Source organism: Streptomyces sp. WMMB303, from assembly GCF_029351045.1.
Taxonomy (GTDB): Bacteria; Actinomycetota; Actinomycetes; order Streptomycetales; family Streptomycetaceae; genus Streptomyces.
Genome location: NZ_JARKIN010000001.1, coordinates 37,344 through 49,966 on the forward strand (window position 1 = coordinate 37,344; position 12,623 = coordinate 49,966).

Here is a 12,623-nt window from a genome sequence, read left to right on the forward strand (position 1 = left end):
ACCGAGGACCGGGCCGCTACGGGTGGCCCCGCGTCCGGGTGGGAGCATGAGGCGTGATGACTGTGGGGTGGTGCTCGAAGGCGCTGCGGGCGGGGATCTTCTCGGCCCTCTGCGTGCTTGTCGCCGCTCTGGGCCACGTCCTGATGTCCGGAAACGACGTCCCCGCCTGGGCGCTCGGCTCCGGGCTCGCCGTGACCGCGGCCGGCGCATGGCGGCTGGCCGATCGGGAGCGCGGACTGAAACTGGTCGTCACGGTCGCCGTCGTCGTCCAGGCGGTGCTGCACTCGGCATTCTCCCTGGCACAGTCCCTCTCACCCCGTCCCCCGGGGCCGGGGCCCGGCGGAACGAAGGGCACGGCTTTCGGCTCCCCGTCCGGGGGCACGGGCCGGATGTGCGGGGAGCAGGCCGTGCCGCACCTCGGCTCCCCGGCGGGCGGTACGGAGCACATGCACCCCGGTCCCATGGGGCACATGGATCATTCCATGAGCGGCACCTGGTCGTTCGGGATGCTGGCCGCACACCTGCTGGCAGCTGTGCTGTGCGGCCTGTGGCTGGGATACGGCGAGCGAGCCGCGTTCCGTCTCCTGCGCGCCGTCGCCGGCCGGCTCACCTCTCCCCTGCGGCTGCTGCTGGCCCTCCCCCGGACCGCGGACCGCCCACGGCCGCGGTCGGCCCGCTCAGGCGCCGACCTGACGGCGCATCTCCTCCTTCTCGCCTTTTCGATCACCTCCCGAGGTCCTCCTGCGGTGGCCGCTGCCGCCTGACGGCAGCCGGCATCCCGGGGCGCCTCCGCTGCGCCCCCGGGCCCCGGCCGTGCGCAATTCCGCGCGGCCGGTCCACTCACCGAACCGGGCCCGGCCCGGCGCTGAGCCGTGCGCGCTCGGCCGCGTCCGCATGCCGCCGGCGGTCGGGTTCCGGATGACCGAGAAGGACAACAGGTGATCGCTCCTGCTTTGCCATCGACGACGCACCACCGCGCCCTGGGAAGATCGGAGGCCGACGCGTCGGTCACCGCTTGGGCGCTGGCAGCCCGCAACGGTGATTCCCACGCCGTCGAGCTGTTCGTCCGTGCGCTGCACCGTGACGTGTTGCGCTACGTCAGCCACCTGTGCGGAGACCCGCAGGCCGTGGACGATCTCGCGCAGGACACCTTCCTGCGTGCCCTCGGCAGCCTGCACCGCTTCGAGGGACGCTCCTCGGCCCGGTCGTGGCTGCTGTCCATCGCACGGCGTGCGGTGATCGACAGCTATCGGCATGCCGCCGCCCGGCCCCGGGCAGCGGAGGTCGTCGACTGGCAGACGGCCGTCGAGCGTGCGCAGCCTCCGGGCCTGCCGGGGTTCGAGGAGGGGGTCGCGCTCCTCGAACTGCTCGCGTCACTGCCGGACGAACGCCGGGAGGCGTTCGTCCTCACCCAGCTGCTGGGACTTCCCTACGCGGAAGCAGCGCGGGTCAGCGGCTGCCCGGTGGGCACGGTCCGCTCACGGGTGGCGCGTGCCCGGGCAGCTCTCGCAGAGCTGATCGCCATGGCGGACGCCCCCGCCGCGGTGGCGGCCTGAGCGAGACCGGCGCACGCCGGTAGGGGTTCCGGTCCCGGGCACCGTTCCGGGGCCGGAACCGCACCCTGTCCTGTGCTGCCCGGGGGTTGTGCCAGGTCGGGAACTTTCGATCCTCGCCGGCAGGTGGCAAGGGCGCGGCGGCGTGGTGGCGCGCCGCCCCGCCCCGCCCCGGCACAGCGTTCGCGGCCGACGCCGGGGCACGGTTGCGAGAGCGACGAGTCGGCGGTCGGTCCCGGAGCGGCGGCCGGCTGTTCCTCGCTCGCGCCGGAACGGCCCCGCCGGCGGCTTCGGCTAGGACCGTGTCGCCCGCCTGCACCCGTCCCCGGCGGATGCGCCCGGCCCGACCGGCGCACTGCGGTCGTAGGGATCGATGTCCGCGCCGCCCCCTTCCGCCGCGTGGTCCGTCCCGAAGGGCGGTTCGAAGTAGCCGGTGGGCTTGCCGCAACCGCCGTTGGTCATGTCGTTCTTGTACGAGACGATCGAGAACGTGCCCGGCTCGGTCCGCACCTTGTCCGGGTCGTCCCAGCTCAGGACCAGTTCGCGCCGGACGATGGTGCGGACGATCTCGTCGTCACCACCCGCGTCCGCGCGGGTGACCGGGTAGACGAAAGTGACGTCGGCGGTCACCTGGAGCGCGCCGCGCTGGCCCTGGTCGTAGGTGAGTCGGCCCCGGGTCTTCACGACGTCGCCGACCAGGTGGACGCGGGAGGGCTGGAAGCGGCTGAAGAGGCGAAGGGGGTCGTTCTTCTCGCTCGGGCTCCGGAAGGCGGCGCCCAGGAAGTCCTGGACGTCCTTCTGGTGCGGGTTGATCAGTGCGATCGCCTTGTCGGGATGCTCGCCCCGCAGCACCCCGCGGTCCAGGTTGGAGGCGACGAGGAAGTCCCGGCTGCGGTCGAGGGCGCGTTCGACCTCGGACGCGGTCATCGCCCCGACCGCTTCGGCCTCCGGCACGGTGATACCGGCCGCTCCACTCGCCCAGCGGGCCGCCGGTGATCCGCGGAACGGCTCGTCCTTGGTGGGACGTCGGTCCGGCTGCGTCGGAGGCGCCTCGACCGGGCGGGCGGTCTCGGCTGCCTGCGGCGAGGAGTCGGTCCCGGGGAACAGGTCCATCACCCACCCGGGCGCGAGAGCCACCACGAGCAGCACCACCGAAGCCAGCAGCCCGGCGACGTACCAGCCTGTGCGGCGCTTGGGCCGGGCGGGCGTGTAGGTCCGCCAGCCCTCCGGGGGGCGGTCGGGTTCCTCACGCAGCCGCCTCGTGACGGCGCGGGCCCGTGCGGACGGTTCCTTGGGGGAGTCGGCGGCGCCCGCCACCGACTCCCGGAGAAACTGCTCCCACTCCTCGTCGGACTTGGAGGAGCCGCCCGGCTCCGTGCCCCCAGCCATCCCGAACCCCCTGGCGCTCATGTGACCTCGCGCCACTCCCCCGGGCGCGTCCGCATCATGGCACAGGGCGCTGACAGTGCAGGCGACCGGGCCGCCGATGCAGGTACGCCGCTCCCCGGACCGGCCGTCCGAAGCGTTCCGGCCGTCTCGGACGTCACCGCAGGAGACCACGTGGTGAACGGCGGCGTGCGGGCCCATCCGGACGGGCTTCGCCGTCCCGGACTCCGGGCGCCCCCGGTCCCCTGCCATGCGCCAGGGCTTGTCGCCCGATGGCGACGACAGAGTAAAGTATTCGTTCGGCCACGTTGCGTGCAGACCGTTCGGGTTGCTGTGGGCTGAGGCGACTGAGCGATGATGTTGGTGTGCGGAGCGCCAGGGCATACGCTGTGAGCGGAGCGCCGCGCGCTGCCGAAACACCGCACCGAGGGGGAACCATGCCGTGGTGGGCGCTGATCGCCATCGCCTGGATCGTCGCCGGGCCCGCCGCCCTGTACGCCATGACACGGCACAGGCGCCGGACGGACCAGGCTCTCGAAGAGGCCGACTCGCGGTACGAGGAACTCTCGCGCAAGTACACCGCTCTGCTGGAGAAGTCCGCGTCGGGTGAACTGCCCGGTGAGCGGGAGCGACACCCCGAGGCCTGAATCGGGCTCCGCGCGCGCTGTTTCCGGTTGCTGTGCTGCCGCTTGTTGTGCTGCCGCTGCGGAGGCCGCAAGCGTTGTGTGGAGCCTGCGGTCTCCCGGCGAAGCCCGCTCGCGTCGTTCCGCGTGGGGTGGAGGCTGGTGGTGTAGCCGTTGGGTATGGACTATCGGGAATGTCTGGCATGGCTCCGTCGTGCCGCTCGTGCCCCCGGAGCCGTGCTGGTGCTGCCGGTGGCGCTGGTGGTGGGATTGACGATCTGCGACGCCGTGTTGCCCAGTTCCCGCCACTTCGGGCCCCTGGTGATCGTCGCTCCTGCCATCGCCTCCGTACTGGGCGGCCCGTTGGCCACGGCAGCCGTCGGGCTGTGCGCCGTGGTGACGCAGTTGGCCCTCGGCCTGGCGAACGCCGGCTCCGACGTGATCGGTTACAGCACGCGTGCCGCCGCCATCGCTCTGGTCTCAGCGGCCCTGGTCCTCTACAGCCGCAGCCGGCGGCGGCGCGAGGAGCAACTCGAGCAGGCCAGAACAGTGGCCGAGGCAGCCGGCGAGGTACTGCTCAAGCCACCTCCGGCGCGGCTCGGCCGGCTGTCCCTGGCGACCGCCTACCGGTCGGCGCAGCAGGAGGCACAGGTGGGCGGCGACTTCTACGCCGCAGCCCGGACCGTGGGCGGTACCCGGCTCATCATCGGGGATGTGCGGGGCAAGGGGCTGGACGCGCTGGAGGACACCTCCCTTGTCCTGGGCGCATTCCGGGCGTTCGCCCATCACCGCCTGCCGCTGCCGGAACTCGCCCGTGAACTCGACACGGTGCTGAGTCTGCACAATCTCGACACCGACATGATCGAGGACTTCGCCACGGCTGTGCTCGTCGACCTCTTCGACGACGCCGACGAGCTGGCGCTGGTCTACTGCGGGCATCCTCCGCCCTACGTCCTCGGCCGGGGGACGGTCCGGGCTCTCGAAGCGGCCCGACCGTATCCGCCCCTGGGCCTGGGCGAGCTCTCCCCGGAGTCGAGGGCCGTGGAACGGCATGTGTTCGCGCCCGGGGAGACGCTGATCCTCTACACCGACGGGGTCATCGAGGCGCGCAACAGCTCCGGTGACTTCTACCCACTCGCCGACCGCCTGGCCGAACTCGCCATCGGCACCGCGGAACAGACCACCGACGCCGTGGTGAGCGACCTGCTGGAGCACACCGGAGGCCGGCTCCAGGACGACGTCGCCCTCCTCACTGTCCAGCGGGCGCCTTCGGACCCTGCCGCGGCAGCACAGCGGGACGTTCCGTTCTCCTGAGCACCTGTGGCCCCCGCACCTCTCAGAAGCGCGGGCGGGGGCGGGGGCGGAAAGACCGATGCCGGCTGGACAGCGGGCAGTCGAAGCTCCAGGCGTACGGGCAGGCTTGATTGTGAACCCGCCTGTCGAGCACTTCTTCACCTCCAGTCACCTCTTTCCCAGCATGCACATTTGAAGGGGCTCGTGGGGCTCCGACGCCTGTCGATCAATATTGACCAAATGCAAAAATTGCGGCCTGCTTACGTCAATCGATCAGGGATGGTCTGAGGGCAACCGACTGCGAGTGAGAGGTGTACGAGTATGCCGGGCGAAGAGTTCAACAAGATCGTGAACAGTGACCTCGAGCCGGTCGCGGTGGTGGCCCAGTGCCTCGACAATCAGTGGATCCCGCAGGAACTGCTCGGGTCGATGCTCGAACGCGGCCGGTCGCTACGGGATGCCGAGGTGGCTGGAGCCCGGCTCCAGGCCGTGCGGCACGAGTACCTGCGGGCGATTCTGAATGCTCAGCAGGTCATCGTCAACCGTGCGTTCTTCCTCAACAATCAGGCCGTCTACCAGGATTTCCAGAACGGCGGTGCTTCACGCGACGCGTTCAAAGAACTGCTCCGCGATGCGGTGATCGTTCCCTATCTGTACAGAGAGAGGGGACTGGTGGCGGAGCAGAGTTTCACCGTTCGCACCGAGGGGGAACGGGCATGGCGGGAGGTCGTCGCCGACGCGGGGACGGGGAGCTGCCTCCGGCTGTCCTGGGACGAGGACGAGAACACCCGGCTCACCGACCTCAAGCTCAAGGACTCGTTCCACGACCAGCTGCTGAGCATGGCCAGATTCAGGACAGAGAGTCTGATGCGTGACTTCAAGCTCGACGACGAGGGCGCGAGGCAGCTGAAGGCCAGACTGAGGGATGTCTCCCGCTGGGCGGTGGACAGGGAATCGGTGGTGCGCGAGGAGTTCTACAGGGAATTTGTGGTGGCCGAGGGCACCGACCCGGCAGAAGGTCGATACGACCGGTCGAAGCCGTTCGCGGGAGAGTTGAAGCAGCTTGCCGACCTGAAGTACAACACTTCCCTGTCGGACGCTGTGGGACGTTACCCGTTGACGCCGGCGGATTCACTGGACCGTACGGCTCTGCAGGAATTAGACCGCGCGCTCTCACGCGGCACGGCCGTGTCGGCGGACGAACTTGTCCGGATGCTCCAGCAGCAGGCGTTCGCTCTCGTCCAGAATCCGTTGGACGTCGGGCTCACCGGGCTCGACCTGCATCATGTGCGGCAGGCGAGGGGGACCGACGAGTGGACGCTCTACAAGGACAGCCTTCTGCGCCTCCTTCGGGATCCCGAGCGCCTGGCGGAAACACCTGAGGCGTTCAGGGACCGCAGCCAGGACGTGTACAACCGGTATGTGTCTCTTGCCGAGCGGCTCGGTGGCATCGTTGGCGCGCGACGCGCTGGGGTGGTGGACCGATGGCAGCCGATCATCAAAATGAGCATTCATACGCTCGGTTCTGTCATCTCCGTCATCTTCGGCGAGGAACCCTGGATCGAGGTGGTCGGGAAAGTGGCCGACTCTGTCGCCGCAACGGCATCCAAAGGTGTGGTCCGCTTCGCTGTGGTCGGTCGGGACCAGCGGCAGACCAGGAAGCAGATGGAGACGAGCGTGGATCTGATGCAGGTGAGGTTCGACCGGACGAGGGAGGAGTGGGAGGGGCTGGTCCGGCGAATGCAGGAGGCAGGATTCTCTCGGCGTGAGCCGGTCCACCGCCCCGGAGAGGACGCCACTTTGAACGCTCCGGACGAGAGCGAGGGAACCGGCTGAGCCGTCTCATCGGATGAGGTGCCGCAGGCGGGCCTGTGTGAGGGCGGCGAGGGTGAAGCCGTCGGTGAGGGTGCCGTCGACGATCTTCCTGTCGAGTTCCTCGGGCGTGAAGGTGACCAGGCTGCGGATTCCCGCCGCGGTCTCCAGCGGGCCTGTGGCGGTCAGCGAGGCGAAGAAGAGGTGTACCGGTTGAGAGTGCAGGCCGGTGTCCGGATGGACGACGCCGATGGGAGTGACCGACTCCACCTGCGCCGAGAGCTCCTCGTCGAGTTCCTTCAGGGCATTGCCTTCCGCGGTGAGCCCTTCGGTGCCGAAACCACGGGGGATCTCCAGAGTCCAGCCCCGAATGGCGTGCCGGTAGTTCTCCATCAACAGGACGCGGTCGTCCAGGACAGGCAGGACCGCCGCACCCGGTGAGTTCGCGGTGCTGAGGATCCGCAGATAGGTGCCGAGGCGGCCGTCGGGAAAGCGGACCGGGTCGCGCAGCAGGCGAATGTAGGGGTCCTGGTAGACCAGACCGAGGGTGCCGAGGTCCTCGGGTGCCTGGCGGGGGTCGACGATGTCGATCGCACCGGGCCCTTCCTCGTTGCGGAACAGGTCCGGCTGCTCCTGACGCAGTCGGCGGTAGCCGTCCATGGGGTCCTCGTGGGCATCAGTCATGCATGAAGTATGGGACGGCGCCGTCGGCCACGGTCGCGGTTCGGCGCGGGAGCTGGAGCAGTTGCCGGCCCTGGGGCCGTCCTCCCCGCTCCGCACACCGCGGCGAGCCGAGCCGTCTCCGACTCCGGTGCGGGCCGGCCGGACGGACCATTCAGGCACCGGTGGAGGCTCTGAACCGTGCCGGGTCAGCCGGGGATCCGATCGGCGTCCCGGACGGAGCGGCAGCGTCAGACGGACAGCAGGTCGGCTGAGACGGCCCAGAGCCGTCGGGCCAGACCGGGGTCGAGGGCCCACTCCTTGACCCCGTGGGGATGCTGCGCGAGGTCGGCGTCGTTCGGCACGGGGTACGCCTCCTGCGCATCGTCCAGATAGTGCCCGCCGGAGTGGCCGAAGGGAGGCCAGGCCGCGGCGACGATGCTGGTCGCGGCCCCCTGCTCGACCGTCTTGTACGTGAAGACGCCGGCGGCCTCGGCGGCGTCGAGCGACTGCCGCTGCTCCGGCGTGAAGTTGCGTTGCAGCCCGGTGGAGACCCCGCCGGGGTTCACGGCGTTGGCGACGATCCCGTCAGCGGCCCATCGGCGGGTGGCCTCGACCGCGAACAGGGAGTTCGCCGTCTTCGACTGCGCGTACGCGATCTGCGGGTCATAGCCGCGGTGTTCGAAGTGGAGGTCGTCGAAGTCGACCCCCGAACGCATGTGCGCGGTGGAACTCACCGCGACGATGCGGGACCCTGCCCGGTCGGAGGCTCCCAGTGCCAGGGCGCCGTGCAGACCGGCGGCGAGCGCGAAGTGGCCGAGATGGTTCGTCGCGAACTGCATCTCCCAGCCCGCACGCGTCCGTTCGAGGCCGCCGGTGACCACGCCCGCATTGTTGACCAGAAGATGCAGCGGGCCACGCCACGCCTCGGCGAAGCGGGCGACGGTCGCGGTGTCGGCGAGGTCGAGCGGGGCGACCCGGGGCCGGATTCCCCCGGTGGAGTCACGGATCGACTCGGCGACCGCCTCGCCCGCGGCGGTGTTCCGGACCGCGAGGGTGACCTCCGCGCCGGCCGCGGTCAACGCGCGGGCCGTCTCGATCCCGATGCCGGAGGAGCTTCCGGTCACGATCGCGCGGACACCGGTCAGATCGAGGCCCCGCAGTACCTCCGCCGCGGTGCTGGCGGCCGTGAAGGGGGTGGAGATGAGTTCGGAATCAGCCACGACAGCGACTATACAGATTAGACACTTTTTGTATAGTCCGCCTCTGCCCGTATGCTCGCCTCATGAGCAGCCCTGATGTCGGTCACCCTTCTCCGGCAGCCGCCGACACCAGCCGGCGGACCGCGGTCCTGGACGCAGCGCTGCCCACGTTCGCGCGCTTCGGCTACCGGAAGACCTCCATGGAGGAAGTGGCACGCACGGCGCAGATCTCCCGGCCGGGCCTCTACTTCCTCTTCTCCTCCAAGGAGGAGCTGTTCCGGGCCGCCGTCATCCAGCTCCTGGAACGCGACCTCGCGGCCGTCGAACACGTACTGGCCGATGCCGCACGCCCCCTGCCGGAGCGTCTCGCCGAGGCCTTCGACCAGTGGGCGGGCCGCTACGTCGGCCCCGCGGCACGCGACATCACAGAGGTCATCGAAGCCAACCCCGGCCTGCTGGGCGAGACGACCGAGACCGCGCCGCGGCGCTTCGAAGCGCTCGTCACGGAAGCGGTCGCCGTGGAGACAGGGCGGGAGAAGGCGCGCGCCGTCGCCCGGACGCTGAACAGCGCCTCGATCGGCCTCAAGCACCAGGCCCGGTCACGGGAGTTCTTCCGCGAGCGGCTGAGAGTCGCCATCGACCTGCTGGTCGACTGAAGGGGCGACTACCGGCATCCCCCGCGAGTGCTCCGGGGTGTCGGAGAAGTCCGGGGGCTCCGGACCGGTTCGACGCGCTCCCCGTCGTCGAGCACAGCCCCGTGCGCGCTGCCGTCCCCAGCGGATCGCCGGGGCGGTGCACCCGACCGGGCCCTACCGGACCGGCCGACGTTTGGCCCGGGACCGGACTCGGGATGGCTGGACGGTGACGAACATTCCACCGTCCCGGACGGCAGGACACGATCCTTGCCAAGGCCCCCGGTGCGCTCCGGGACGGAAGACCGGGCGGAAGCCACGCCGGACGGGAAACACGAAAGCGACCGGCTGCGTCAGCGGCGCAGCGGGAACACCCCCGGTCCGGCCACGGGAGCGCGATGACCTGTTCGAAGGGGACCGACGCGAAGGGGCGGTGGCTCGCGGGGATCAGGCTGCTGGTACTGACCGCGGTCGCCCTCACCGCGGTGGGCCTTGCGGGATACGCCGCCGGTTGGGTGTGGCTGACGACAGCTCTGGGGCCGACGGCCTACCTGCTCCTGGCGCACCCCGGAGACGAGGCGTCCCAACTGCGCAGTGCGCTCCTGGGGCACACGACCGCGATCGCCTGCGGGCTCGCCTGCCTGGCCGCTTTCGGCCTGTGGAGCCATCCCTCGGTCGTCGAGGCGGGTCACGAGAGCCTTCCGCAGATCGGGGCGCAGGCCGTGGCCGTGGGGCTGACGCTGCTGGGGCAGACGCTGCTTCGGGTGGAGCACCCGCCTGCCGCTGCGACCGCGCTGCTCATCACCTCCGGCATCACCCGGCCCGGCTACCCGCTGTACGGCCTGCTGGCCGGGCTGGCGCTCCTGCTGGCCCTGGTGGCAGTACTGGCACGAGTGCCCGGTACCCGGTCCGGGAACAGTGCGTAGCCCGAAGGACACGTAGGTCCAGCAAAGCAATCGTTCCCTCGCCGACGAGGCATGCGAGCGGCTTCCTACGCGCCTTCGCGGCGGCGCACGATCTCGGTGATCCAGGTCGGTGCGAACGGGGACGTACAGCCCGGGGAGGTCGGATACTCCCTGAGCACCTGGAGGCGCTCCCCGATGTCGAGGGCACGGGCACGGTGCTCGGCGTGCTCGATGCCGATCTGGGCCAGGCAGTGGTTCATGGCCCATTGCAGTCGCTCCGGGGCGTCCTTCATGTCCGCCTCGATGACGTCGAGCAGTTCGGCGAGCTGAAGGCCCTCGGGGCGCTTTGCCACGCGGTGGACGGTCAGCGCCCAGCCGGCGCTCGCGATCGTCGGGTCCGGATCGGCGAGCCAGGCCAGGCGCAGCGTCTCGGTGTGCGGGCTCTTCTTCACCACGTGGGCGACGAGCCAGTCGTGCACCTTGGGGGTGCGCGCCTGGCGGAGCATGGTGTCCAGTTCGTCCGGTCCGAAAGCCTTCGGTCTGCAGATCAGGAGGGCCAGCAACCGTGCCGCGGTGTCGCCGGTCGCCCAGAGGCCGCGCGCCAGTTCGTGCTGAGTCTTCAGTCGCTTGGCCAGCGCGCGGAGGTTGCCGAGGTGCACACCGTGGTCGTCGCCGTGCCGCTCGTTCACCTCGCGGATGCGCGAGTCCTCGAGTTCGGCCAGTTCCGCCCCCACCTCGTCCAGCAGGGTATCGGCCACTGCGGCCTCCTCTCCGCCCTACCAGTCGCAGTGCCGCGTCCGGGGCTCAGCTCAGCGTACGGTGCGCTTCCACCGCGCGCGGAATGACCGCAGTGCCGATGCCGTCGGGTCGGGCCCACGTTCCGCCTCGAGACGGGCGGGCCTGCGGGTGACAGTCGCGGTCTGCACCATGATCCCGCTGGTATTCGGTTTCCCGGAGGCTGCGCCGCCCCCGTGCTCATCACCGCCGCCCGCCGCGACTCCGTCGTCCGGGCGGCTGCCCGCGCCGGTGGACGGCCGCTCAGCGCACCAGCAGATCGATCACGCCTGTCAGGTCCTCCACGCCGTCGCCGTCGGCCAGCCGGCGGCGCATCAGCGCGAAGTAGGGACTGAGCAGTTCCGGGCTGACGCCCTGCTGTTCGGCGGTCTGCAGGAAGGTCGGCGTACCGGCCACCTGCATGGCGAGGGTGGAGAGGACCCCTTCGGTGTAGTCGCCGCTTCGCAGCTGGTCGGCGGTCCGGTGGACCGATGGGGCCATGGCGGTGAGCCAGTCGGCGAGCAGCGGCGCGAACGACGCGGGGTCGATATCCTCCTTGCGGATCAGTGCGAAGGCGTGCGCGGCCCCGGCGAGCATCCCGTACATGGCGCTGAGCAGCGCCACGTCGTGCAGGGCTGCGAAGCCCGCGTCCCGGCCCACGTAGCGGGTGCCGAGCGGGACGCTCAGGGTTTCCTCGTGCTGTTCGAACAGTTCCTGGGAGCCGCTGTAGAAGACGTAGCCGCCTGCCTCCGGGACGCCGGCCATCGGCGGGACAGCCATGACCCCGCCGTCCAGGTAGCGGGCACCGCGCTCGCGGGCCCACTCCGCGCGGGCACGGGCTTGTGCGGGCGTACAGGTGGTCAGGTTGACGAGGTCCTTACCGGTCAGGTCCGTACCGGTCAGCACCTTCTGGACCGAGTCGTCGTCCATGAGGCAGACGACGATCAGGGAGTTCGCGGCGACCGCTTCGGCTGCGCTGTCCGCGGCTTCGGCGCCCTCGGCGGCAAGCGCCGCGGCGCGCGCCGGGGTGCGGTTCCAGACGGTGAGCGGATGGTCTGCGGCGAACCAGGTCCGGCCGAGCGCGATACCCATCGCGCCGAGGCCCAGCAGGGTGAGGGGCGAGTGGTGAGCAGAGTGACGTGTCATGCCATGAAGCCTGGTCACAGACTTGAGTATGCTCAAGTACGCACTTCGGGGTGGGTGGTTACTCCGAGGTGAGCGAGCACGTCACCGGGGTGCCGAGGGGTGGAGCATGACGACGCTGAACCGGCCGGGTGCGCCCGGCGGGCATATCTGCGGTATCGACACCGCGATGGAAGTGATCGGCGGCAAGTGGAAAGTGCTGATCCTCTGGGCGCTCCACGAGCATCCCTGCCGACGCTTCGGCGAACTGCGCCGGCTGCTTCCAGGGATCACCGAGAAGGTGTTGGCCTCTCATCGGCGGGAGATGGAAGGGGACGGCGTCGTCTGCCGGGTGTCCTACGACGAGGTGCCGCCGCGCGTCGAGTACGCGCTGACCGGGGACGGCAGGCGGCTCAACGAGGCGCTCCGGCCGCTGGCCGCCTGGGGACGCGAGCGGGCGACCGGCCAGGAGCCGGGGCAGGTGACGGAGTGACGCGGTGCGGCAGAGCGTCGAAGGCTCCGGTTCCGGCCGCTCGTTCGGGAGAGGGTCCGCCTCGTCCCCGAGCGCCGGTGCCGTCCCGGCGGCCGCCGACAGCCGCCCGCAGAGCGCCCCGCGCCCCTGAGGCTCCAGCCCTCGCGCTCCCGGCCCGGGAAGCGGCCC

Annotated in this window: 13 protein-coding genes; 8 read left to right on the forward strand and 5 right to left on the reverse strand. The window is 70.4% G+C overall.

From position 1 onward, the window contains the following. Nucleotides 1–56: 56 nt before the first annotated feature. The gene (locus tag P2424_RS00195) at nucleotides 57–764 is read left to right on the forward strand and encodes a hypothetical protein (RefSeq protein ID WP_276473761.1); all 708 of its coding nucleotides are present in this window, start codon (nucleotides 57–59) and stop codon (nucleotides 762–764) included. A 174-nt stretch (nucleotides 765–938) separates the two neighbouring features. After that, complete coding sequence (locus tag P2424_RS00200) at nucleotides 939–1,556, forward strand: sigma-70 family RNA polymerase sigma factor (protein WP_276473762.1); 618 nt, start codon at nucleotides 939–941, stop codon at nucleotides 1,554–1,556. A gap of 291 nt (nucleotides 1,557–1,847) precedes the next feature. Here P2424_RS00200 and P2424_RS00205 read toward each other — a convergent pair whose 3' ends face one another. Further along, on the reverse strand, nucleotides 1,848–2,942 hold the full coding sequence (locus P2424_RS00205; RefSeq protein ID WP_276473763.1) for a hypothetical protein: 1,095 nt from the start codon (nucleotides 2,940–2,942) through the stop codon (nucleotides 1,848–1,850). Nucleotides 2,943–3,376: 434 nt separating this feature from the next. Here P2424_RS00205 and P2424_RS00210 point away from each other — a divergent pair, with 434 nt between their 5' ends. From P2424_RS00210 to P2424_RS00220, 3 genes are all read left to right on the forward strand, one after another. Beyond that, nucleotides 3,377–3,586, forward strand: coding sequence for a hypothetical protein (locus tag P2424_RS00210; RefSeq protein WP_276473764.1), 210 nt, complete (start codon nucleotides 3,377–3,379; stop codon nucleotides 3,584–3,586). A 156-nt stretch (nucleotides 3,587–3,742) separates the two neighbouring features. Then, complete coding sequence (locus tag P2424_RS00215; protein ID WP_276473765.1) at nucleotides 3,743–4,876, forward strand: PP2C family protein-serine/threonine phosphatase; 1,134 nt, start codon at nucleotides 3,743–3,745, stop codon at nucleotides 4,874–4,876. Between the two features lie 300 nt (nucleotides 4,877–5,176). Beyond that, nucleotides 5,177–6,691, forward strand: coding sequence for a hypothetical protein (locus P2424_RS00220; RefSeq protein ID WP_276473766.1), 1,515 nt, complete (start codon nucleotides 5,177–5,179; stop codon nucleotides 6,689–6,691). Between the two features lie 6 nt (nucleotides 6,692–6,697). Here P2424_RS00220 and P2424_RS00225 read toward each other — a convergent pair whose 3' ends face one another. Further along, nucleotides 6,698–7,351: an NUDIX hydrolase gene (locus tag P2424_RS00225; protein WP_276473767.1), complete on the reverse strand. Its 654-nt coding sequence runs from the start codon at nucleotides 7,349–7,351 to the stop codon at nucleotides 6,698–6,700. 227 nt (nucleotides 7,352–7,578) lie between these two features. Further along, a complete protein-coding gene (locus tag P2424_RS00230; protein ID WP_276473768.1) occupies nucleotides 7,579–8,550 on the reverse strand; it encodes an SDR family NAD(P)-dependent oxidoreductase in 972 nt (323 codons plus the stop codon). 62 nt (nucleotides 8,551–8,612) lie between these two features. On the opposite strand from P2424_RS00230, the gene P2424_RS00235 reads away from it, so the two are divergent. Together P2424_RS00235 and P2424_RS00240 are read left to right on the forward strand one after the other, a co-directional pair. Then, nucleotides 8,613–9,185: a TetR/AcrR family transcriptional regulator gene (locus P2424_RS00235; protein WP_276473769.1), complete on the forward strand. Its 573-nt coding sequence runs from the start codon at nucleotides 8,613–8,615 to the stop codon at nucleotides 9,183–9,185. A gap of 374 nt (nucleotides 9,186–9,559) precedes the next feature. Next, entirely contained in the window at nucleotides 9,560–10,087 is a 528-nt protein-coding gene (locus P2424_RS00240; RefSeq protein ID WP_276473770.1) for an HPP family protein, read from the forward strand. A gap of 65 nt (nucleotides 10,088–10,152) precedes the next feature. Here P2424_RS00240 and P2424_RS00245 read toward each other — a convergent pair whose 3' ends face one another. Next, nucleotides 10,153–10,824, reverse strand: a complete 672-nt coding sequence (locus P2424_RS00245; RefSeq protein WP_276473771.1) for a DNA alkylation repair protein — start codon at nucleotides 10,822–10,824, stop codon at nucleotides 10,153–10,155. Nucleotides 10,825–11,104: 280 nt separating this feature from the next. Further along, nucleotides 11,105–11,986, reverse strand: a complete 882-nt coding sequence (locus tag P2424_RS00250) for an NAD(P)-binding domain-containing protein (protein ID WP_276473772.1) — start codon at nucleotides 11,984–11,986, stop codon at nucleotides 11,105–11,107. Between the two features lie 106 nt (nucleotides 11,987–12,092). Between P2424_RS00250 and P2424_RS00255 the strand changes: the two genes are divergently transcribed. Next, the gene (locus tag P2424_RS00255; RefSeq protein WP_276473773.1) at nucleotides 12,093–12,455 is read left to right on the forward strand and encodes a helix-turn-helix domain-containing protein; all 363 of its coding nucleotides are present in this window, start codon (nucleotides 12,093–12,095) and stop codon (nucleotides 12,453–12,455) included. Nucleotides 12,456–12,623: the final 168 nt, after the last annotated feature.